The sequence below is a fragment of the Cupriavidus sp. YAF13 genome (assembly GCF_052113425.1).
Taxonomy (GTDB): domain Bacteria; phylum Pseudomonadota; class Gammaproteobacteria; order Burkholderiales; family Burkholderiaceae; genus Cupriavidus.
This window is the reverse complement of record NZ_JBFRDD010000017.1, coordinates 51,988-72,021: the sequence shown is the minus strand read 5'-3', so window position 1 is coordinate 72,021 and position 20,034 is coordinate 51,988. Positions and strand designations below refer to the sequence as shown.

Sequence of the window (20,034 nt, the reverse complement as noted above, 5' to 3'; positions counted from 1 at the left end):
CGCATTTCAGGCCCTGTCGCGCGCCGTCCACACAGTCGATTGCCGGCATGCAGCGGCAGGAGTAAATTGATCGTCCGGTGTTTTGCAAGGCGCCCGGCAATGCTTACATGGCAAGCGTTCCCGGCTCCGGCTGTTTCATTTTTTCCAGGTAGCCGTGGATCTGCGCGACCACCGCCGCGCCTTCGCCCACGGCTGCCGCCACCCGCTTGGTGGAACCCGAGCGCACGTCCCCGATTGCAAAGATGCCTGGCACACTGGTCTCCAGCGTGGATGCCGGCATGGTGCCTTCATGCGCCGTGTCTGTGCCGGTCAGCACGAATCCCTTCGCGTCCACGCGCACATTGCAGCTGGCGAGCCATCCCGTATTGGGATCGGCACCAGTAAACAGGAACAGATGCCGGACCGGCACTTCGGTCACGCGATCGCTGCCGCGCGAGCGATAGCCGATGGTGGCCAGGCGTTCTTCCCCGCCCAGGGCGAGGATCTCCGTGCCGGTATGCAGTTCGATATTGGGCTGGGCCGCGATGCGCTCGATCAGGTAGCGCGACATGCTGGCCTCCAGCCCCGATGCCCGGATGAGAATGTGCACGCGCTTGGCGTGCGCGGCCAGGAACACAGCGGCCTGCCCGGCGGAATTGCCGCCGCCCACCAGCACGACCTCTTCGCCGCTGCACAGGCGGGCTTCCACCGGGGAGGCCCAGTAGTAGACGCCGCGTCCTTCATAGCGATCGAGTGCCGCGATGGCGGGGTGGCGATAAGCCGCGCCGCTGGCAATGACCACGGTCCGGGCCGCAATCTTGCGGCCATCGCTCAGTTCGACGCGCTGCGGATGCTCGCCACAATGCAGCGCGCTTACCTGCAAGGGGATGGCAAGGTGCGCGCCGAACTTCTGGGCTTGCACAAAGGCCCGGCCGGCCAAAGCTTGCCCGGAAATACCCGTGGGGAAGCCCAGATAGTTCTCGATGCGCGAGCTGGCGCCGGCCTGGCCGCCTGGCGCAAGGCTGTCGAACACCGCAACACACAGGCCTTCGGACGCGGCATACACCGCGGTGGCGAGACCCGCCGGACCGGCACCCACCACGATCACATCGTAGATATAGTCCGGGTCGAATTCGGGCAGCAGGCCCAGGCAGGTGGCAAGCTGACCTGCGTCCGGGCATCGCAGCACCGCGCCGCCGGGGCAGATCACCAGCGGAAAATCGCCGGGCGCGGCGGCGGTGAAATCGAGCAGGGCGCACGCATCGGGATCGGTATCCGCGTCGACCACGGTGTGGGGATAGCCGTTGCGCCGCAGGAACGCCTGCAGATGCAGCAGGCGCGCGTCGCTGCCGCGGCCTAGCAGTGTCGGGCCATTGCCGCGCTCGATCAGGCCAACGCGGCGCAGGATCAGCGCACGCATGATCCGCTCGCCCAGCTCGGCTTCCGCGACCATCAGCGCGCGCAGCCGATCGGGTGGAATCGAGATGGCCTCGATGTCCTCCAGCGCCAGGCCGTCGACTAGCGCGGGCTTGCCCGATAGCTGCCCCACCTCGGCAAGAAAGCTGCCCGGCCCGTGCTCACCGACCACCGACGCACGGTCTCGCGCGTCGCGCTGCAAGACGCGCACGCGGCCCCGCAATACCACCACCATGCCGTGGGCAGGGTCGCCGGTGCGAAACAGGTATTCATTGGCGCGCCACTGCCGCAGTGTGCCGAAATGCTGGAGCCGCACGATCTCGGCGGCGGTAAGCAGGGGCCACATCTGGTGGCGGCGCGACTCCATCGGGGAGAACGCCGCGGTGGCCGCCTCCTGCTCGATGGCCAGGCCCGCCGCATCGATGGCTTGCGGGCCAGGGGGTTCCAGGCTTCCGATAGCGTTGTCTGCGCTCATGGCTGTAAGGCCTCCCGGTGGCACCGCGCTGGCGCCGGTGCGGATGAGTCGAGTGCTGCTGATGCGTGCGCGGGGATGCCCGGGCATGGCCCGGAGAGTTTGCTCGCGATGCCGCGATGCGGCAATCCCTCGTTGCCCGCGCCCCCCAAAAGCGTAGTACACGCGTGGCGTCAAAGGGCGATAGCACACAAATAGTGATCCATGCGCATCTTTGTGGTTTGTGCTGCTTATGCTATTGGTGGATATCGTAAGTACAACCTGGTAAAAACCCTTGACTATCTACTTGCAGGTAGATAAGATGTGTTCCATGGATGCCGCAACAAGGTAACGCCAAGCAGACAAGGCCCAGCCGGCCGGTTTCCAATGCAGCAAATAAGTAACAACGACGAAAGTCATTTTTTTTGCCTCGCTCCTCTACCTAGTGATAGGTAAGAAAGCGAAAAAGACGACGAACCAGCTAAAACCCGGTCCCCGCGGCCAAAGCAGACCCCCGGACCCATGCTTCGATTGGAGAACATCATGAACACCAAGCTTTTTGCCAAGTCCCTGCTCACCGCCGCCACCCTCGCCGCAGCATTCGCTGCTGGCCATGCCCAGGCCGCCGCAACCGTTACCGCCGACAAGTACGGCTATGAATACCGCACCCGCGACGTCTACAGCGATGGCGCCCGCAGCGGCAAGTTCGATCCCTTCACCGAAGGCGCACGCGCCGGCAAGTTCGATCCGTTCACCGACGGTGCCCGCGTTGGCAAGGCCGACCCGTACACGGATGGTTTCCGCACCGTCGCGGGCCTGGATCGCAGCGGCGTGTCGTCTGAACCCAGCCGCAAGTTCGACCCGTACACCGACGGCGCCCGCAACGACAAGCGCAACCCGTACTTCGACGGTGCCCGCAGCGGCGCACGGGACGTGTACACCGATGGCGCAAGGGCCTGAGTGAAAACCGGTACCTCTCAGGTCTCGATGACCGAGGTGCCGGATTGCATGTATCACCCCGCGGCGTCACCGTAACGACGCGCGGATACCAGGAGCACATCATGAACCGTTGGCAGAGTTTCCGGATATTGGCAGGCTGGGCGCTGGTTTGCGTTGCCAGCGGCTCCATGGCCACCGTAGTGGCTCAGGCACTTCCGGCCTGAGGGTTCCCCGGGATCCACGGTATCCGTGGCAAAGAAGGCATAGCGCAGCGTCCCCACGCTGCATGCGAATCGGCGCGCCCACTGTGGCGCGCCGAAGCTTTTTCCAAGCCCCGTCAATCCAGTCCGCATCCCTGCGCCTCGCTAGCTTGCCAGGCGCTTGCTCCATCCGCGCACAATGCCCGTTGTCAGGGCGGTGCCGGCCAGGATCACGGCGCAGCCCAGCAGCATCGAAGGGGTGATGCGCTCGCCCAGGAACAGCGCACCCCACAAGACACCGAAGGCCGGGATCAGGAATAGCGCGGTCATTGCCCGCGCGGGTCCCGCCTTGGCGATCAGGCGAAAGAAGATCACATAAGCCAGCGCGGTGCAGGCTGCGGTCAGCGCGCCCAGCGCCAGCCACGCGTGCGCGCTTGGCTGCGTGGCCGGCCACAGCCAGGCTGCAGGGGCGCACAGCAGCAGTGCCGATGCGAACTGGCTGCCCGTTGCCACCGTGAGCGGCGGTACGTCCGCCAAGTATTTGCGGGTGAAGTTGGCGGAGAAGCCATAGAGCAGGGTAGCGGCCAGGCAGGCCAGCGCGGCCAGGCCGGCGGCCTTGCCCGCGGCGCCGTGGTGCAGCCCGGCCTTGTCCCACACCAGCCACAGTACCCCGGCGAAGCCCAGGGCCAGCCCGGCCACGCGCGGCGCTCCCAGGCTTTCACGCAACCACAGCCAGCCGATGAGTGCGGTAAACAGCGGCGTGGCCGCGGTGAACATGGCGGAAAGCCCGGCCGGAATCGTCAGCGCGGCAAAGCTGAACAGCACGAAGGGCAGCGCTGAATTGGTGATCCCGACCACGGCGATCGCCCACCCGCGGCGGCGCAGGCCGGCCAGCCCGCCGCGCCAGGCCAGCAGCGGGAGCAGCAGCAGGGCCGCGCCGCCGGCGCGCGCGCCCGCCAGCGGCACCGCGCCGAACTCACCCGCACCCAGACGGATAAACAGGTAGGAGGCGCCCCACAGGGCGGCCAGCGACAGCAACATCGAAAGATCGGAGCGTTTCATTTCCAGGCACCTCATGGGGGATGACAGGGCCAGGATAAGACGGCAAACTGGTACTGGAAAAGAGCCAGAAATTAGGAAGTTTATGGATCCAGAATTCGCCTTCCCGATCCGCTTGCCGGCATCCGGCTCACGCCATTTGCTGCGCAGCCTGCACGGCCAGCTCAAGGGGGCGATCCTTGACGGGCGCCTGCGCCCTGGCTTGCGCCTGCCTGCCACGCGCGCGCTGGCCCAGGCCTGGGGGGTGTCGCGCAACACCGTGGTGGCCGCCTACGACCTGCTGCTGAGCGAGGGCTACGTGGTCGCGCGCGATCGTGGCGGCACCTATGTGGCGGGGCTGCTGGCGCCCGCACGCGAGCCAGCCCCGCAGCCTGTCGCGCCCGAGGCTGAGCGCCGGCTGGCCGCGTTCTGGCGCGCGCCGCCCTTGCCGCCTCGGGAAGCTTCGCCGGTGGTGCCGCGCTTTGATTTTCGCGTTGGCGTGCCCAGCCTGTCGGCATTCCGGGCAGACCTGTGGGGGCGCCTGACGGCGCGCACAATGCGGGCGATGACGCATGCGCCGGTGGCCTATGCCGACCCGCAAGGGCAGCCCGCGTTGCGCGAGGCCATTGCCAGCCACGTCTCGTTTGCCCGCGCGGTCGCCTGCCAGGCTGGCGACGTGGTGGTCACGGCGGGCGCGCAGCAGGCCTTCGACCTGCTGGCCCGCGTGCTGGTGACGCCCGGACGCACCGTGGTGGCGATGGAGGACCCGGGCTACCCGCCGGCCCGCGCTGCCTTTGCCGCCGCCGGCGCCAGGATCGTGCCGGTGCCGGTGGACACGCAAGGACTGGTGGTGGAACGGCTGCCCGCCGATGCGCTGGTGATCTATGTCACGCCATCGCACCAGTTCCCCCTCGGCCATGCCATGTCGGCGGCGCGGCGCGCGGCCTTGCTTGCGTTCGCGCAGGCGCACGGCGCGGTTATCGTCGAAGACGATTACGATGGCGAGTTTCGCCACGCGGAGCGCCCGCTCGACGCCCTGCAGACCCTCGACCGCACCGAATCCGTGTGCTACGTCGGGACCTTCTCCAAGAGCCTGTTTCCCACGCTGCGGCTGGGCTTCGTGGTGGCCCCGCGCTGGGCGCGGCAGGCGCTCACGCTGGCCAAGCAGTGCAGCGACTGGCATTGCGCTGCCACCGCGCAGGACACGCTCGCCGCCTTCATCGCCGAAGGGCACCTGGCGCGCCACGTGCGCAAGATGCGCCGGCTCTATGGCGTGCGCCGCCAGCTGCTGCTGGATACGCTGCGCGAGGATTTCCGCGGCCGGCTCGATCCAGTGCCCTGCGCCGCCGGCTTGCACCTGGCCGCGCTGTGCGTTGGCCATGCCGATCCCGAGCCGCTGGCGGAGCGCGCGAGGGAGCAGGGCATCGGGGTCTGGACCACGCAGGAGTACTACCTCGGCCCGCAGGATCGCGCGGGCTTGCTGTTCGGCTTCGGCGCGATCGACGAGGCGGGCATCGCGGCGGGGCTGAAGGCGCTGCGCAAGCTTTGGTGAGGGCCGGCGCGGTCAGGGCCAAGTGCGCCTGCACAGGATCGGTGAGCCACGGCACCGTCGGTTCCGCTGTGGCCTGTGCGATGGCATCTGTGTGGATCGCACCCAAGTACATCACCCGCGGCCTGCCAGGTATTCTCTCAAGGCATCCCTTCCAATCTGATACGTTGCCTGCTCCCGGTGCACCGAGAAGCCCAGTTGCCGGTTAATCGAGAGCATGGCCGCGTTTGCATTCGCGTTGTTGGTGGCGACCATGCGCACCTCGGGATGGCGTTGTCGAACAAGCTTGAGCATGCGAGCCTTGACCGCCTTGGCCAAGCCGTGGCCTCGCCAGGGCCGCGCGACGGCGGTCAGGTCCTGGCGAACACGGTCCGGGAAGCGTTGGTCCCAGCTGGCATCGCACACGGCAACCACTTCGCTGGCGTCGCGCAACATCACCATGAAATGCTCGCCCCCGCGCCGGTCCATCTCGGCATACCAGGCCGGGTAGCTCGCAAGCTCATAGCGCAAAGGGGGCATGTCAAGGGTCCCTAGCGGTTGTTCGTTCAGCAGCGACGTCAACGGTTCCATCAGCGGTTCGAGCGTAGCCATTGGCACGCGCCCCGCATGGATTTCCCAGGATAGTTTCGGGGAGCGTAGGACGGGTGGCTCGACCCATCGATCTAGTTCATCCCAGTCCACCTGGTCGAACAACAGGCGATTCTCGACATGGCGCAGCTTGCAATCGGCACCAATCCGCGCCATGAACGCGTGCCCGTCGGGCAAGTGAACCTTGGCTGTTGCGATGCCCTTGGATCGCTGGTCCATGAAGTGCGACAGCCCCTTGAGAAGAGCCCTGCCGATGCCTTGGCGCCGCTGATCGAGCAGCACCCCGCCCGCAACGTCTACGTGGTCGAGGCCATCCTCGCTCCCGGGCGACCCTTCGCGACGATGCGAGAGAGTCAGGATGCCAACCATCTCGCCATTGCGCAGGGCAAGCAAGCGCTGGGTATCGAAGATCGGGTGCTGCTGGCGCAGGACATTTTCTGCCTCGTGATCCGGCATGACCGGATCTTCCGGGAAGTCTTGACCTAATCGAAGTCGTCGAAACGCGTGAAACTGCTTCCATTGCGCAGGGGTTGCGGCCGTGGGGTCAAGGCAATGGAGTTCCACGGGCGCAAGATCGGACGAGAAATTGGGCATGGGCGAGAATCCGACTTTGAGGCGATATGCTCGGCACGCGAGCCTATCACAGCGTGAGCATGACCAGCCCGATGGCGCCAACTGCGCGCTACTTCCGCGGTGACTGCGGTGCCTTCTTCGGCGGCGCGCCAAGGGCGCCGGACGCAGCGGCCTGCACGATGCGTCGGAAGGTGGGGCATTCCATGTGGCTGGGCGCGGGGCAGGCGGCGGCGTGGCGCAGGCCGTCGCGCATGGCGCTCAGCCTCTTGATCGTCCTGTCCAGCTCATCCGCCTTGGCTGAGAGCATCTGCCGGTCGATGCGCGGCTGCCCCTGCGGCGCGAACATGAGGGCGATTTCGTCGAGCGAAAAGCCGGCGGCGCGCCCCAGCGCGATCAGCGCCAGCCGTTCCAGCACGCCGGCATCGAACAGGCGGCGCAGCCCGCGCCTGCCGGTAGAGGCAACCAGCCCCTTTTCCTCATAGAACCGCAGCGTCGATGCGGGAACGCCGGACTGCTGCGCCACTTCGGCTATGTCTAGGCTTTTCACCCTCTTGACCTCAAGTCGACTTGAACTGGCACAGTGTAGCTTCCGCTCCCTGGAGCAGCAAAGGAAAACGATCATGGACGTCACGCAACGGGCCGAAAGCGAGCAGGCGGCGCTCTGGAGGGGCCGCTCCGGGCGCGCCTGGGTCGAGGCTCAGGCGCCGCTTGACCAGATGTTCAAGCCCTTCGAAGACCTGCTCGTCAAAGCGGCCTGCGGCGGCGCCGCGCACCGGGTGCTGGATGTGGGCTGCGGTACGGGCAGCACCACGCTCGCCGTAGCGCGGCGGCTCGGTGCGAAGGGCCACTGCGTCGGCGCCGACATCTCGGATCCGATGATCGCCGCTGCGCGGGCGCGCGCCGAACGCGAAGACACCTCCGCATGCTTCATCCGCGCCGACGTGCAGAGCCACGCCTTCGAGCCCGCAAGCTTCGATGTGATCATTTCGCGTTTCGGCGTCATGTTTTTTGACAACCCGGCCCTGGCCTTCGAGAACCTGCGCCGCGCCGCGCGGGACGGCGCGGATCTGCGCTTTATCGCGTGGCGCAGTGCCGCGGAAAATCCGTTCATGACGACGGCCGAGCGCGCCGCGGCAGCGCTGCTGCCGCACATGCCCGCCCGCCGGCCAGATGCGCCGGGGCAGTTTGCTTTCGCGGACCGGCATCGGATCGCTGCCTTGCTGGAAGGCAGCGGCTGGGCTGAAATCGACATCCGGCCGATCGAGGTGGACTGCACCATGCGCGAGAAGGATCTGCTCGGCTACCTCTCCTGCCTCGGTCCCGTCGGCCTGATGCTTCAAGAGGTGGACGAGCGCACGCGCACGCAGGTCATCGAAACGGTCCGCGCCGCCTTCGATCCCTATGTGCATGGCGCTGAAGTTCGCTTCACCGCAGCCTGCTGGATGGTCAGCGCCCGAGCGCCGTCTGCGCCAGGCGCGCTGAAGGGGGCCACCCATGTCTGACGCAGTGGGTTACCTGATGTGCGCATTCCTGATCGGGGCGGGTGCGACCGTGGTGATGGACATCTGGGCCGCGGCTCGACAGTGGCTGCTCGGCATTCCTCCCCTGAACTATGCCCTGGTAGGCCGCTGGCTCGCCCATCTGACGCGAGGGCGCTTTTGCCACGATCCCATTGCCGCTTCGCCGCCGGTACGGGGCGAGCGCCTGATTGGCTGGGTTGCCCATTATCTGATCGGCATCGCATTTGCGGCCGTGCTGCTCGCGTTCTGGGGCCTCGGCTGGGTCCATCAGCCGACGCTCGGCCCTGCGCTGATCGTTGGCATTGGCAGCGTGGCGGCTCCCTTCTTTTTGATGCAGCCAGCCATGGGCGCCGGCGTCGCCGCCAGCCGCACGCCGCGTCCCGCCGCCGCGCGCTTCCATAGCCTCGTCACGCACGGGATATTCGGCCTGGGTCTCTACGGCGCGGGCCGGGTGACAAGCTGGCTGGACACGTTGCCATGGCGGAGCTTTTGGTAGCGGCGCCACGCGCGTTCTTCCCGCCATGCCTACGCGCCCTAAAGCAGCGATTCAGCGGTTTATCCGCATAATCCATCGAAACTATCCATTTACCTTATATTGCCGCGCTCCCTACACTTTGCGCCAACGCCCCCTTTAGCAGGGCGTACGACAAGAGAGGAGCAAGTATGGAGACCACCTTGGCGCGCCGCATGGCGGCGCTGGCGCTAGCTTTGCCGTTGCTCGCCTGCGGCGGCAACGATGACAGCGCGAATACGGGCACCGCTGCCACGTCCACCGCGGCGGCCACCCCGGGCATGACGCTGACCATCACCGCGCGGCAAGACATGCCTGGCACCTACGGCAACGTAGGCGCCTACGAAAAACTCACCGGCACGCTGAGGGGTGAGCTCGATCCCGCCGATGCGCATAACGCCATCATCCAGGACCTGGCGCTGGCCCCGGTGAACGGCCGCGGCCTTGTGGAGTACACCACCGAATTCGTCATGCTCAAGCCCAAGGACATGAGCAAGGCGGGTGGCGTGCTGCGTTACGACGCGCCCAATCGCGGCAATATCCTGACCATGCCGAACCCCACCGCGGTGCCCGGGGATTCGCTCTACTTCGAGCGCGGTTACGTGCTGCTGTACTCGGCCTGGCAGGGCGATGTGCCGAAGAGCTCGGCGGCGCGGCTCACGCTGACGGTGCCGGTGGCAAAGAACAAGGACGGCAGCAGCATTACCGGCCCGTATGCGGCGGAACTGATCCCGAGCGCCGCCAGCCCGTCGATGAGCCTGCCGGGCGGCGTGTTCAACAGCACGATGATTCCCTATGCGCCGGCCAGCCTCGACAACACCTTGCCGGGCTACACGCTGACGCGGCGCGTGAACGAGACCGACCCGCGCGTGGCGATTCCCGCAACGGACTGGAAGTTCGCCACCTGCGATAACGCAGGCAACCCCTTCCCGGGCAAGTCCGACGCCGCCAACATCTGCCTCAAGGGCGGCTTCGTGCCGGGCTACCTCTACGAGATCACCTACGTGGCGAAAGACCCGAAGGTGATGGGCGTGGGCCTGGCGGCGCTGCGCGACACCATCACGTTTTTCCGGCACCAGGCCGCGGATTCGGCGGGCACGCCGAACCCGGTGGCGGGCGCGGTGCGCTTTGCCATCGGGCAGGGCACCTCGCAATCGGGCAACGCGATGAAGACCTTCCTGCATCTTGGTTTTAACCAGGCGCTGGATGGCAGCAAGGTGTTCGACGGCATCTACGCGCACGTGGCCGCGCGCCAGACCAATATCAACACGCGCTTTGCCGTGCCGGGCGGCGGCGGTGGCCTGCGCACCGACCATCGCGCCTTCGGGCAGACCGCGCCGCGCGGGCTGGCTGCCGACTACCAGGACACGCTGGCCGGCCGCAGTGGCGGCGTCATGCAGCGCTGCACCGCTACGCAGACTTGCCCGAAGTTCTTTCTCGGCCTGTCGGGCACGGAGTTCTGGCAGTTGCAGGGCTCGCCGGTGCTGACCGACCCCTACGGCTTTGCCGATCTGAAGCAGCCTGACAATGCGCGCATCTACTACTACGCCAGCACGCAGCACGGCGGCAAGTCGCCGCTGATCAGCTACGCGCCGGCGTCCACGGTGTACCCAGCGGGTTCCATGGTCGATTTTGCCGATACGTTCCGGGCGCTGTTCGTTGCGCTGGAAGACTGGGTGGCTCGCGATGTCGCGCCACCGGCCAGCCAGGTGCCGGCCATCGCCGATGGCACGCTGGTGCGGCCCGACCAACTGACCTTCCCCGTGACCAAGGGCATTACCTGGGCCGGCGCGGGCAGCAATGCCGCGATTCCCGCGCTGCAGTACCTGGCGCGTTACAACGGCTTCCCGCTGCTCGACTACGGCCCGACCTATCGCCCGCAGGATGAGTCCGGCATCCCGACCTTGCTGCCGCCGTCGTACATGGGACGGGACTACGCCATCATGGTGCCGCAGGTGGATGCGCTGACCGGGCTGACCAAGGCCGGCATCCACAGCGTCGACGTGGACGCGCCAGTGGGCACCAGCCTGGAGTTCAACTACGTGGCCACGCCGGGCATTGTGGATCTGGTCAACCTGAGCGGCAGCTACATTCCCTTCCACAAGACCGAGGCCGCGCGCATTGCGGCGGGCGATACGCGGCCCTCGCTGGAGTCGCTCTACACCGACCAGGCAGGCTATGTGGCCAAGGTGCAGAGCGTGGCCGCCGGGCTGGTGGCCAGGCGCTTCCTGCTGCAGGCGGATGCCGACCGGCGCGTGGCGAGCGCGCAGGCGAATCCCGTGTTGCCCTGAGGGAAGGGGCTTTTGACGGGACTTTTGAAGGGGCTGTGATGCGGCGGGCGGGGCGTTTTGCCCTGCCTAGCCCGGAAGCCTCGCTGCGGTCCCTGCGCCTTGCCATCCGGGGTCCGCGGCGAAGCGCTCCGCAAGGAAGTCCAGCATGGTGCGCAGGATTGCCGGCATTTGCCGGCGCGATGCGTAGACGCCGTGGATGCCAAGCGCCTGCGGTTGCCAGCCGGGCAGCAGGGCCACCAGTTGCCCGCCGTGCAGCAGCGGCGCGGCAGAGTAGAGCGGCTGCATGGCAATGCCGGCGCCCGCCACCGCGGCGGCCAGCAGCACGGTCGATTCATTGGCGCTGAGGTTGCCCTGCACCGGCACCGTCAGCGTTTCCCCCGCGCGTTCCAGTCGCCACAAGCTCTTGCCGAAGTACGAGTAGGTGAGGCAGTTGTGCATGGCGAGGTCCTGCGCCTTGCGTGGCATGCCGTGGGCGGCGATGTAGGCTGGCGCGGCGCAGATCACCGAGGCGCAGCTTGCCAGCGGGCGCGCGATCAGGTTGGGGTCGAGGTCGTTGGTGATGCGGATCGCCAGGTCGATGCGTGCTTCCACCAGGTTGACCGCCTGGCTGCCGATATGCAGGTCGACGGCGGTTTCCGGATAGCGCTTCAGGTAGGCCGTCACGGCCGCGGCCAGCACGGACTCCGCCAGCGATTGCGCGCAACTGATGCGCAGCATGCCGCGCGGCATGCCCGCGCGCTCATGGTCGGGCCGCGCCATCTGAGCGGCGATCTCCAGCATCTGGCGGCAGCGCGACAGCGCTTGCTCCCCGGCGGGCGTCAGGCTCAGGCTGCGCGTGGAGCGGTGCAGCAGGCGTTGCTCGGCCCAGGTTTCCATTTGCGCGAGATAACGGGTGACCATGGCGCGCGACATGTCCAGCGCCTCGGCGGCGGCCGTCATGCTGCCGCGTTCGGCAATGGCTATGAAGACTTCGGCGGCGGTGATGCGGTCCATGGCATGGGTTGGGGGGTGCTGCTTGTGCAGCATGTCGCCCAATTTGATCGATTGATGCAACAAAGATGTTCATTCTATGGGATTTTTGTACCGGTCTGTGCAAATTATGCTGGCGGTTTCCTTGATCCCTCGCCATGTGAGACTCCCGATGCGCGCCAGCCTGACCCTTAACCGATTCCTGCGTGGCCTTGCCGCCGCCTTGTGCCTGGGCATCGCCGCCAGCACGCCCGCAATGGCCGCTGCCGCGCTCAAGCTGGAGGTCTACAACCCCGGCACCAAGAGCATGTTCCCGGTCTCGTCCGAACTCGTCACCGGCGCGCACGACGCGGTGCTGATCGACGCGCAGTTCCAGCGCAACGACGCCGAGGCGCTGGTTGCGCGCATCCGCGCCAGCGGCAAGAACCTCACCACCATCTACATCAGCCACAGCGATCCGGATTTCTACTTCGGGCTGGACGTGCTCAAGGCTGCGTTCCCGGCGGCCAGGATCGTCGCCACGCCGCAAACGGTGGCGGCCATCCAGGCATCCATGGCGGGCAAGCAGGCTTACTGGGCTCCGATCCTGAAGGACAATGCGCCCAAGGCGCTGGTGCTGCCCGAGCCGCTGGCTGGCAACGCCATCGAGCTCGAGGGCAGGAAGCTGGAAGTGCTGGGCCTGGACGGCCCGGCGCCGGAGCGCACGGTGGTATGGATTCCGTCGCTCAAGACCGTGGCCGGCGGCGTGGTGGTCTTTGGCAAGAGCCACGTCTGGGTGGCCGATACGCAGACACCGGCCTCGCGCCAGCACTGGATCGCCATGCTCGATCGCATCGCGGCGAAGAAGCCGGCGCGGGTCGTGCCCGGGCACTATCTGGACGATGCACCGCAGACGCTGGCGTCAGTGCGCTTCACGCGGGATTACCTGCGCACGTTCGAGCAAGAAGCGGCACGCGCGCCGGATGCCAAGGCGCTAAGCGCGGCGATGCAAAAACACTATCCGCAACTGGGTGGCCTGGACTCGCTCGAACTGAGCGCCAAGGTCATCAAGGGCGAAATGCAGTGGCCTGCAAAATAACGGCTGTGCGTAACCCAGCACCAGATCTCAGGAAGCATTGATCATGTCCGGTCTCACCCTGCATTACATCTACGACCCGCTGTGTGGCTGGTGCTACGGCGCCGCGCCGCTGGTGCGTGCCGCGCGCGCCGTGCCTGGCCTGACGCTCGCGCTGCACGGCGGCGGCATGCTCACGGGCGCCAACCGCCGCCGCATCACGGCGCAATGGCGCGACTACGTGATGCCGCACGACCGCCGCATCGCCGCGCTCACCGGCCAGCCGTTCGGCGAACGCTATTTCGAAGGCTTGCTGCGCGACGAGAGCGCGGTGATGGACTCCGCGCCGCCCACCACCGCGATCCTGGCCGCGCAGGCGCTGGGCGGCGTGCAGGCCGCCGCCGATCTGCTGGCGCGCTTGCAGCATGCGCACTATGTGGACGGGCTGCGCATTGCCGATGCGCAAGTGCTGGCCGATCTTGCCGGGCAGGCCGGACTGGACCCGCAGCGCTTTGCCGGCCTTTGTGTGGACATTGGGGGTGACAAGACGCAGGCGCATATGGCCGCCAGCCGTACGCTGCTGAACCGCCTGGGCGGGCATGGCTTCCCCACGTTTGCGCTGCAAAACGGCACCGATCAATTTGCCGTGCTGGACGTGGGCCCGTTCCTTGGCGACGTGGGGGCGTGGCAGGAGAACCTGGCGCGGGCGGTTGCGCAGCAGGGCGCGCGCGCGGAGGCGGGCAGCCAGGATGGCGCGGGCGGCCCGGCTTGCGAAGCGCAGGGTTGCGCTTTGCCGGCGCAAGGGTAAACTTCGCGCCCGCATTGCCGTTATACCAATCGACGTCCCGGCACACAGGTTGCGCCGGTTCCGTCGATTGTTGCTTGCGCGCGGCTTGTCCTTTCGTCGGGACTAGCGCTGCGCGAGACGGCATCGACCCTACACCCGCACCCTACATGCCGCACATCCAAGGCCCTCCCGGAGAGACCGAACTTTTTCGCACGCTGGTACTTGGCGTGACCGATTACGCGATCTACGCGCTGGATCCCGCTGGCACCGTGAGCAGTTGGAACCCCGGCGCGCAGCGGGCCAAGGGATACACCCGGGATGAAATCCTGGGCGCGCATTTCTCGTGCTTTTACACGCCGGAGGATCGCGCCGCGGGGCTGCCCGAGCAGGCGTTGCGGCAAGCGCGCGAGGCAGGCCGCTTCGCGGCGGAAGGCTGCTGGCGCTTGCGCAAGGATGGTTCCCGCTTCTGGGCCCACGTGCTGATCACGCCGATCTTCGATCGCAAGGGCAAGCAGCTTGGCTATGCCAAGGTCACGCGCGACATGACGCAGCAAAAGGCCGACGCCGAGCGCATTGCGGAGGTGACACGCACGCTGGACCTGGCGCTGGAGAACATGTCGCAGGGGCTGTGCCTGTTCGATCCGCATGGCACGATCATCCTGACCAATCGCCGCATGGAAGAGATCTTCCGCGGCGCCGGCGCGGCGCTGGTGCCAGGCGCGGATTTTCTCGTCCTGTGCCGCACCATGGCCGGCGTGCGCGAGAGCGAAATCGCGGCGCCAGGCGTGCTCGCCAGCCGCCTTGGCGGCGAGATGCAGGCCGAGGCCGGCCAGCGCGACGACCGCACGGAGCAATACGCGCAGGCGCTTTGCGAGCGGCACCGCGAGATCCTGCGCCGTCACCAGCAATGGCGCAGCGTGGAAGCGCTGCCCGACGGGCGCGCCATTGCGCTGTCGCACAGCGTCATGGCTGACGGCTCGTGGGTGACCACCTGCGAGGACGTGACCGAGCAGCGGCGCATCGAAGCCAAGATCCAGTATATGGCGCGCCACGATGGGCTCACCGGCCTGCCCAACCGCAGCTATTTCAACGACTACCTGGACGAAGAACTGCAGCGCGCGCAAAAGCAGGGCAGCCGCGTGGCAACGCTCGGCATCGACCTGGATCGCTTCAAGGAAATCAACGACCTGCACGGGCATGCGGCCGGCGACACCGTGCTGCGGGCGGTGTCCCAGCGCATCGCCAGCCAGCTGGAGCCAGGTGAGTTCATCGCCCGCATCGGCGGCGATGAGTTCATTGCCGTGAAGCGCTTCGAGCGGCAGGCCGAGCTGAGCGACTTCAGCGCGCGCCTGGTGACATGCCTGAGCGAGCCGGTGCGGCTCGATGGCTTCGACCTGACCACGGGCGCGAGCATCGGGATCGCGATCTATCCCGGCGATGGCACCCATCGCGACCAGCTGGTCAGCAATACCGACCTGGCGATGTACCGCGCCAAGGGCAGCTTGTCCGAATCGATCTGCTTCTACGAAAGCCGGATGGACGAGGCCGAGCGCGAGCGGCGCGCGCTGGCCGGCGAGCTGTGGACCGCCATTGCCGCCAACCAGTTCGTGCTGGACTACCAGGTGCAGACCGCCATTGCCAGCGGCGAGGCCATCGGCTGCGAGGTGCTGTTGCGCTGGCGCCACCCCGAGCGCGGGCTGATCGCGCCCGACAGCTTCATCCCCCTGGCCGAAGAATGCGGCGCCATCTTGCCGATCGGCGAGTGGGTGCTGCGTACCGCCTGCCAGGAAGCCGCGCAGTGGACGTTCCCGCGCAAGATCTCGGTCAACCTGTCGCCGGTGCAGATCACCCACGGCAACCTGGTCACGCTGGTGGCGCAAGTGCTGGAGGAGACCGGGCTGGCGGCCGGACGGCTGGAGCTGGAAATTACCGAGTCGACCATCATCGGCGACAAGGAGCGGGCGTTGGATATATTGCGCCGCATCAAGGCGCTGGGCGTGACCATTGCCATCGACGACTTCGGCACGGGCTACTCCTCGCTCGACACCTTGCGCTCCTTCCCGTTCGACAAGATCAAGCTGGACCGCACCTTTATCGCGGAAATTTCCGACAGCCAGCAGGCCAAGGCCATCATCCGCGCCATTCTGGCACTTGGCCAGAGCCTGGCGATCCCGGTGCTGGCCGAAGGCGTGGAGACCGACGAGCAGCTCAGCCTGCTGCAGGCCGAGGGCTGCGATGAAGCGCAGGGATTCCTGCTCGGTCGCCCGCAGCCGCTCGAGCATTTCCGCCGCGCCCACGCCGTGGTCGGGCCGCGGCTGGTGACGACACAGACACCGGAACGCTAGGCGGCGCATCCGGCGCATCCGGTACGTCTGGCGCTTGCGATGCATCCTGTGCGCGGGTGTCGTGATCTGTGCCTTCATTGCGGTCCCGGCCGCACGCAGCGCCTTCGCCCGGCGGTGGAACTCGCCCGCCCGCCAGCCACTCTCATTGCTTGTCGGCAGCCTCCCGCGCTGCCGCGCGGGTGAAGAACGGGAGGGGCCGTGGCACCACGCATCACCATCGAAGGCGGCCACCCGGCCGGCCAGCCTCATGTGCGCGAGGTGGGCGACCCCACCGGCGGCCAGACACTCGCCCCGCACCGCTTGGCAGGCTGTGCGCATGCCGATCCGCTCACGCCCGCCGATCGCTACCAGGAGTTGTTCGTGGCGGTGCAGATGGGGCGCATATTTCCCGACAGCAAGACCTTCACCGACGCCATGCCCCGGCAGGCCCCGGCCACCATCCTGGCTGCCTACCGCGCTCGCGCCGGCGCCGCCGGCTTCGACCTAGCCGCCTTTGTGCACGAATATTTCGTGGTGCCCGAGGTGCCGCGCAGCTGCTACGAGTCCGACCCCGACCAGCCGCTGGCCGACCATATCGACGGGCTATGGGCGGTGCTGACGCGGCATCCCGCGCAGCACCCGCCGCAATGCTCGCTATTGCCGCTGCCGCATGCCTACGTGGTGCCGGGCGGGCGTTTCTCCGAGCTCTACTACTGGGATTCGTACTTCACCATGCTGGGCCTGGCCGCCAGCGGGCAGGGCGGCTTGCTGCGCGGCATGGCGGACAACTTCTCCTACCTGCTCGACACCTATGGCGTGATCCCCAACGGTACCCGCAGCTACTACCTGAGCCGCTCGCAGCCGCCCGTGTTCGCGCTGATGGTGGAGCTGTTCGAGGACCACGGCGTGCAGCCTGAGCTGGATTTCTTGCCACAGTTGCGCAAGGAGTACGCCTTCTGGATGCGAGGCGCCGACTGCCTCGCGCCGGGGCAATTGTGCCGGCGGGTGGTCAGGCTGGCCGACGGCAGCCTGCTGAACCGCTACTGGGACGAGCGCGACACCCCGCGCGAGGAAGCCTATATCGAAGACATGGGCACGGCCGCATTGGCGGCGCGGCCGGCCGCCGAGGTATTCCGCGACCTGCGCGCCGCGGCCGAATCGGGCTGGGACTTCAGCTCGCGCTGGCAGGAGCCCGGCGGCGGGCTGGAGAGCGTTCGCACCACGGCGATCCTGCCGGTGGATCTCAATTGCCTGTTGTTCAAGCTGGAGCACAAGCTCGCCGAACTGGCCCGGGCCGCCGGCGATGCCGACGCACCGGTCCTGGCCCAGCGCGCGCAGGCCCGCCGGGAGGCCATCGACCGGCTCATGTGGCGCGAGGCAGAGGGCGCCTACTTCGATTTCGACTGGCAACGCCACCACGCCCGCGCCAACCTGACGGCGGCGACCGTGGTGCCGCTCTACGTCGGCGCGGCCACCCCCGCGCAGGCGGCACGGGTGGCGCAAACCGTGGCCGCGAGGCTGCTGCAGCCCGGCGGCATTGCCACCACGGAGCACGTCAGCGGCCAGCAGTGGGACCTGCCCAACGGCTGGGCGCCGCTGCAATGGCTGGCGATCGGCGGGTTTGCGCGTTACGGGCATGCGGCGCTTGCGCGCGAGATCGCCCATCGCTGGCTGTTGACCGTGGCAAGCCTCTACCAGCGTGAGTACAAGCTGGTGGAGAAGTACGCCCTGCAGCCCGGAGAAGACGGCGCGGTAGGCGGCGGGGGCGGCGAGTATCCGCTGCAGGACGGCTTTGGCTGGACCAACGGCGTGGTGCGCAGGCTGCTGCAGGAGCATCCCACGCATGCGGCGTGCCGCTGCCGCGCGGGTGTGAGAAGTCCGTGAATCCGTGAATTCGTGAATCTGTGAAGGCATGAAGGCATGAAGGCATGAAGGCGTGGCTTCAGCGATGGCTGGTGCTGGTTGCCGCCAGCCACCGCGCCACCGTGGCAGCCAGCCAGGCCGGATCGTCGTGCGGCAAATCGTGCCCCGCCCAGGGATGGCGGCGGTGCTGCGCCCCCCAGGCTTCGGCCAGGCGCGCAGAGCACACCGGGTCGACAAGATGATCCGCCGCCGACGACAGCACCAGCGTCGGGCAGGCCGGCGGCGCACCCGGCGCGTGATAGCGTGCCGCGGCCCATAGCTGGCGCAGGGCATTGGCCCGGCTTACCGGCGCGCTGCTGCGAATCGCGCACCATTGCGCCACATCCGTCGCGAAGGCCGCGCTGGCGTTGCAAGTCAGCCGGTAGATGATGCGCTCGCAGTAGGGGGCGTTGTGCCAGCGCAGCGCCATGCCCAGCAGTGCCGGCCAGTTGCGCGGCGGCAGCCGCTCGGCCACGCTGCAAAAGGGCCGCATGCTGGTGTTGACCAGCACCAGCGCGCCGATCTCCTCCGGGTGCCGCCGCGCCCACTCCGCCGCCACCATGGCGCCCAGCGACATCGCCAGCAGCCGGTATGGCCGCGCCAGCCCCTGCCTGGCGGCACGCTCACGCAGGAACCCCACCATGGCAGCCACGTCGGCTGGCGCGCGCCCGGCCGCCTCGACACCATTGCCAGGCAGGTCCAGCATGGTGACGGGCCCGATGTCGGCATTGGTTTGCAGCACACCCGGCAAGACACCCCAGTGGCGGGTTTCGCGCGTCAGGCCGCGCAGCAGTATCCAGTCGCTCATCCGGGCGGCCCCCAGGGCCACAGCGCGTTGGCATGGTCGAGCAATTCCTGGCGGCGTTGCCCGCGTGGCAGCCAGCGCTCGGGCGCGTAGGCCACGCGGGCCAGGAAATCCAGCAGGTTGGCGTGCCGGCGCAGCACGCGCGCGGTGCGGTGCGCCTTGACCGGGTTGAAGAAGCCCTGGCGCGAGAACAACTGGCGGGGATTCTTCTTGATCCACAGCCAGGAACCCAGCTCCAGCGTCATCGGCAGGAAGATATTGCCGGGCGGCGTATGGTCGTAGGCCCAGTCCCACAGGTCGCCGTGCAGCAGGTATTGGCGGCTTTGCGGCTCGAAGGCATAGCCATGGTGGGGATGTGCCTGCTCGAACATGGTCTTGAGAGCAAACATCTCGGGCAGGTGCGGCATCGGCGCGGCGGTCCGCGCGTAGGGAAACCAGATGCTGTCGCCCCAGCCGTAGCCTGAGTGGCAATCCAGCGCGAAGCTCAAGGGCCGGCCCTGCAACTGCTGCTCCACCACACGCAGCATGGCTGCGCTTTCCACCTCCATGGGCGCGCCGAGCTTGCCGCGGTACCACGGCAGCCAGGCCCCCACGCGCTGGCCGCCGGCCAGCAGCGGCACCCGGCCAACCGCGTCTTGCGGCGCGTTGCGCATCAGGTCCACGCCATTGGGGTTGGCGCGCGCGCCCGCCCACATGCCGCCCGGGTTGACGATCGGCATGAACAGCAGCCGCACGGATTGCAACTGGCGCTCCAGCAGTTCGTCCCACTCCAGGCGCCACAGCAGCATGCGCATGTAGTCGAGCAGCAGATGCGTGCCGATGCGCTCCAGGCCATGGATGCCGGCAAAAAAGCCGATGGCGGGCGCGCGCGGATCGTTCGACCCAATGCTGGCGGTGTACAAGGGAAAACGCTGGCCGCCTGCCTGCACCTCGCCGACGCGGCAGGCATCCAGTCGGCTGGCGCCGGCTTCCAGGATGTCCTCCAGTTGCTGCATTTCAGCGAAACTGCCTGCGTTGGGTGGCTGCGCCATGGGCGAAGGCGGCTCCTTGGGGGGCGATGCGATGGTCGATTGTCAGGACGTCAACGTCAATATAGGCGCTGGCAGCCGGTCGGGTTGCAAAAGCGTGCCCGCCATCA

Annotated in this window: 16 protein-coding genes; 9 read left to right on the top strand and 7 right to left on the bottom strand. The window is 67.4% G+C overall.

From position 1 onward, the window contains the following. Positions 1 to 103 precede the first annotated feature (103 nt). Positions 104 to 1,870: an FAD-dependent oxidoreductase gene (locus AB4061_RS15925; protein WP_441635365.1), complete on the bottom strand. Its 1,767-nt coding sequence runs from the start codon at positions 1,868 to 1,870 to the stop codon at positions 104 to 106. Between the two features lie 519 nt (positions 1,871 to 2,389). On the opposite strand from AB4061_RS15925, the gene AB4061_RS15920 reads away from it, so the two are divergent. Then, positions 2,390 to 2,806, top strand: a complete 417-nt coding sequence (locus AB4061_RS15920; protein WP_441635363.1) for a hypothetical protein — start codon at positions 2,390 to 2,392, stop codon at positions 2,804 to 2,806. 344 nt (positions 2,807 to 3,150) lie between these two features. On the opposite strand, the gene AB4061_RS15915 is transcribed toward AB4061_RS15920, so the two are convergent. Next, positions 3,151 to 4,047 (bottom strand): DMT family transporter, encoded by an 897-nt coding sequence (locus AB4061_RS15915; RefSeq protein ID WP_441635361.1) that lies wholly within the window; start codon positions 4,045 to 4,047, stop codon positions 3,151 to 3,153. Positions 4,048 to 4,129: 82 nt separating this feature from the next. Between AB4061_RS15915 and pdxR the strand changes: the two genes are divergently transcribed. Next, complete coding sequence (pdxR, locus tag AB4061_RS15910; RefSeq protein ID WP_441635359.1) at positions 4,130 to 5,575, top strand: MocR-like pyridoxine biosynthesis transcription factor PdxR; 1,446 nt, start codon at positions 4,130 to 4,132, stop codon at positions 5,573 to 5,575. A 111-nt stretch (positions 5,576 to 5,686) separates the two neighbouring features. Here the strand turns inward: pdxR and AB4061_RS15905 are convergent, their stop codons facing one another. Both AB4061_RS15905 and AB4061_RS15900 read right to left on the bottom strand, forming a co-directional pair. Beyond that, complete coding sequence (locus AB4061_RS15905) at positions 5,687 to 6,754, bottom strand: GNAT family N-acetyltransferase (protein WP_441635357.1); 1,068 nt, start codon at positions 6,752 to 6,754, stop codon at positions 5,687 to 5,689. An 88-nt stretch (positions 6,755 to 6,842) separates the two neighbouring features. Continuing rightward, a complete protein-coding gene (locus tag AB4061_RS15900) occupies positions 6,843 to 7,280 on the bottom strand; it encodes a helix-turn-helix domain-containing protein (protein WP_441635355.1) in 438 nt (145 codons plus the stop codon). 73 nt (positions 7,281 to 7,353) lie between these two features. Here AB4061_RS15900 and AB4061_RS15895 point away from each other — a divergent pair, with 73 nt between their 5' ends. The 3 genes from AB4061_RS15895 to AB4061_RS15885 all read left to right on the top strand — a co-directional run bounded on the left by AB4061_RS15895 (position 7,354) and on the right by AB4061_RS15885 (position 11,055). Next, a complete protein-coding gene (locus AB4061_RS15895; RefSeq protein WP_441635353.1) occupies positions 7,354 to 8,235 on the top strand; it encodes a class I SAM-dependent methyltransferase in 882 nt (293 codons plus the stop codon). Then, positions 8,228 to 8,749, top strand: coding sequence for a DUF2938 domain-containing protein (locus tag AB4061_RS15890; RefSeq protein ID WP_441635351.1), 522 nt, complete (start codon positions 8,228 to 8,230; stop codon positions 8,747 to 8,749). The genes AB4061_RS15895 and AB4061_RS15890 overlap by 8 nt, the downstream gene beginning before the upstream one ends. Positions 8,750 to 8,916: 167 nt before the next feature. After that, positions 8,917 to 11,055, top strand: a complete 2,139-nt coding sequence (locus AB4061_RS15885) for an alpha/beta hydrolase domain-containing protein (RefSeq protein WP_441635349.1) — start codon at positions 8,917 to 8,919, stop codon at positions 11,053 to 11,055. A 66-nt stretch (positions 11,056 to 11,121) separates the two neighbouring features. Here AB4061_RS15885 and AB4061_RS15880 read toward each other — a convergent pair whose 3' ends face one another. Continuing rightward, positions 11,122 to 12,048 (bottom strand): LysR family transcriptional regulator, encoded by a 927-nt coding sequence (locus AB4061_RS15880; RefSeq protein ID WP_441635475.1) that lies wholly within the window; start codon positions 12,046 to 12,048, stop codon positions 11,122 to 11,124. Between the two features lie 148 nt (positions 12,049 to 12,196). Here AB4061_RS15880 and AB4061_RS15875 point away from each other — a divergent pair, with 148 nt between their 5' ends. The 4 genes from AB4061_RS15875 to treF all read left to right on the top strand — a co-directional run bounded on the left by AB4061_RS15875 (position 12,197) and on the right by treF (position 18,073). Then, a complete protein-coding gene (locus tag AB4061_RS15875; RefSeq protein ID WP_441635347.1) occupies positions 12,197 to 13,102 on the top strand; it encodes an MBL fold metallo-hydrolase in 906 nt (301 codons plus the stop codon). A gap of 43 nt (positions 13,103 to 13,145) precedes the next feature. Continuing rightward, positions 13,146 to 13,886 carry a DsbA family protein gene (locus AB4061_RS15870; protein ID WP_441635345.1) on the top strand — a complete coding sequence of 247 codons (741 nt, stop codon included), beginning with the start codon at positions 13,146 to 13,148 and terminating at the stop codon, positions 13,884 to 13,886. A 146-nt stretch (positions 13,887 to 14,032) separates the two neighbouring features. After that, complete coding sequence (locus AB4061_RS15865; protein WP_441635343.1) at positions 14,033 to 16,210, top strand: sensor domain-containing protein; 2,178 nt, start codon at positions 14,033 to 14,035, stop codon at positions 16,208 to 16,210. 198 nt (positions 16,211 to 16,408) lie between these two features. Beyond that, positions 16,409 to 18,073: an alpha,alpha-trehalase TreF gene (treF, locus tag AB4061_RS15860; protein ID WP_441635341.1), complete on the top strand. Its 1,665-nt coding sequence runs from the start codon at positions 16,409 to 16,411 to the stop codon at positions 18,071 to 18,073. A gap of 58 nt (positions 18,074 to 18,131) precedes the next feature. Here treF and AB4061_RS15855 read toward each other — a convergent pair whose 3' ends face one another. Both AB4061_RS15855 and AB4061_RS15850 read right to left on the bottom strand, forming a co-directional pair. After that, complete coding sequence (locus tag AB4061_RS15855) at positions 18,132 to 18,899, bottom strand: alpha/beta fold hydrolase (protein ID WP_441635339.1); 768 nt, start codon at positions 18,897 to 18,899, stop codon at positions 18,132 to 18,134. Further along, positions 18,896 to 19,927 (bottom strand): M14 family zinc carboxypeptidase, encoded by a 1,032-nt coding sequence (locus tag AB4061_RS15850; RefSeq protein ID WP_441635337.1) that lies wholly within the window; start codon positions 19,925 to 19,927, stop codon positions 18,896 to 18,898. The genes AB4061_RS15855 and AB4061_RS15850 overlap by 4 nt, the downstream gene beginning before the upstream one ends. Positions 19,928 to 20,034 lie beyond the last annotated feature (107 nt).

Coding starts and splice junctions, on each gene's coding strand:
- AB4061_RS15875 (WP_441635347.1), top strand. CDS start 12,197: ATGCGCGCCAGCCTGACCCTTAACCGATTCCTGCGTGGCCTTGCCGCC.
- AB4061_RS15890 (WP_441635351.1), top strand. CDS start 8,228: ATGTCTGACGCAGTGGGTTACCTGATGTGCGCATTCCTGATCGGGGCG.
- AB4061_RS15855 (WP_441635339.1), bottom strand. CDS start 18,899: ATGAGCGACTGGATACTGCTGCGCGGCCTGACGCGCGAAACCCGCCAC.
- AB4061_RS15880 (WP_441635475.1), bottom strand. CDS start 12,048: ATGGACCGCATCACCGCCGCCGAAGTCTTCATAGCCATTGCCGAACGC.
- AB4061_RS15920 (WP_441635363.1), top strand. CDS start 2,390: ATGAACACCAAGCTTTTTGCCAAGTCCCTGCTCACCGCCGCCACCCTC.
- AB4061_RS15925 (WP_441635365.1), bottom strand. CDS start 1,870: ATGAGCGCAGACAACGCTATCGGAAGCCTGGAACCCCCTGGCCCGCAA.
- AB4061_RS15865 (WP_441635343.1), top strand. CDS start 14,033: ATGCCGCACATCCAAGGCCCTCCCGGAGAGACCGAACTTTTTCGCACG.
- pdxR (WP_441635359.1), top strand. CDS start 4,130: ATGGATCCAGAATTCGCCTTCCCGATCCGCTTGCCGGCATCCGGCTCA.
- AB4061_RS15850 (WP_441635337.1), bottom strand. CDS start 19,927: ATGGCGCAGCCACCCAACGCAGGCAGTTTCGCTGAAATGCAGCAACTG.
- AB4061_RS15895 (WP_441635353.1), top strand. CDS start 7,354: ATGGACGTCACGCAACGGGCCGAAAGCGAGCAGGCGGCGCTCTGGAGG.
- AB4061_RS15885 (WP_441635349.1), top strand. CDS start 8,917: ATGGAGACCACCTTGGCGCGCCGCATGGCGGCGCTGGCGCTAGCTTTG.
- AB4061_RS15915 (WP_441635361.1), bottom strand. CDS start 4,047: ATGAAACGCTCCGATCTTTCGATGTTGCTGTCGCTGGCCGCCCTGTGG.
- AB4061_RS15870 (WP_441635345.1), top strand. CDS start 13,146: ATGTCCGGTCTCACCCTGCATTACATCTACGACCCGCTGTGTGGCTGG.
- AB4061_RS15905 (WP_441635357.1), bottom strand. CDS start 6,754: ATGCCCAATTTCTCGTCCGATCTTGCGCCCGTGGAACTCCATTGCCTT.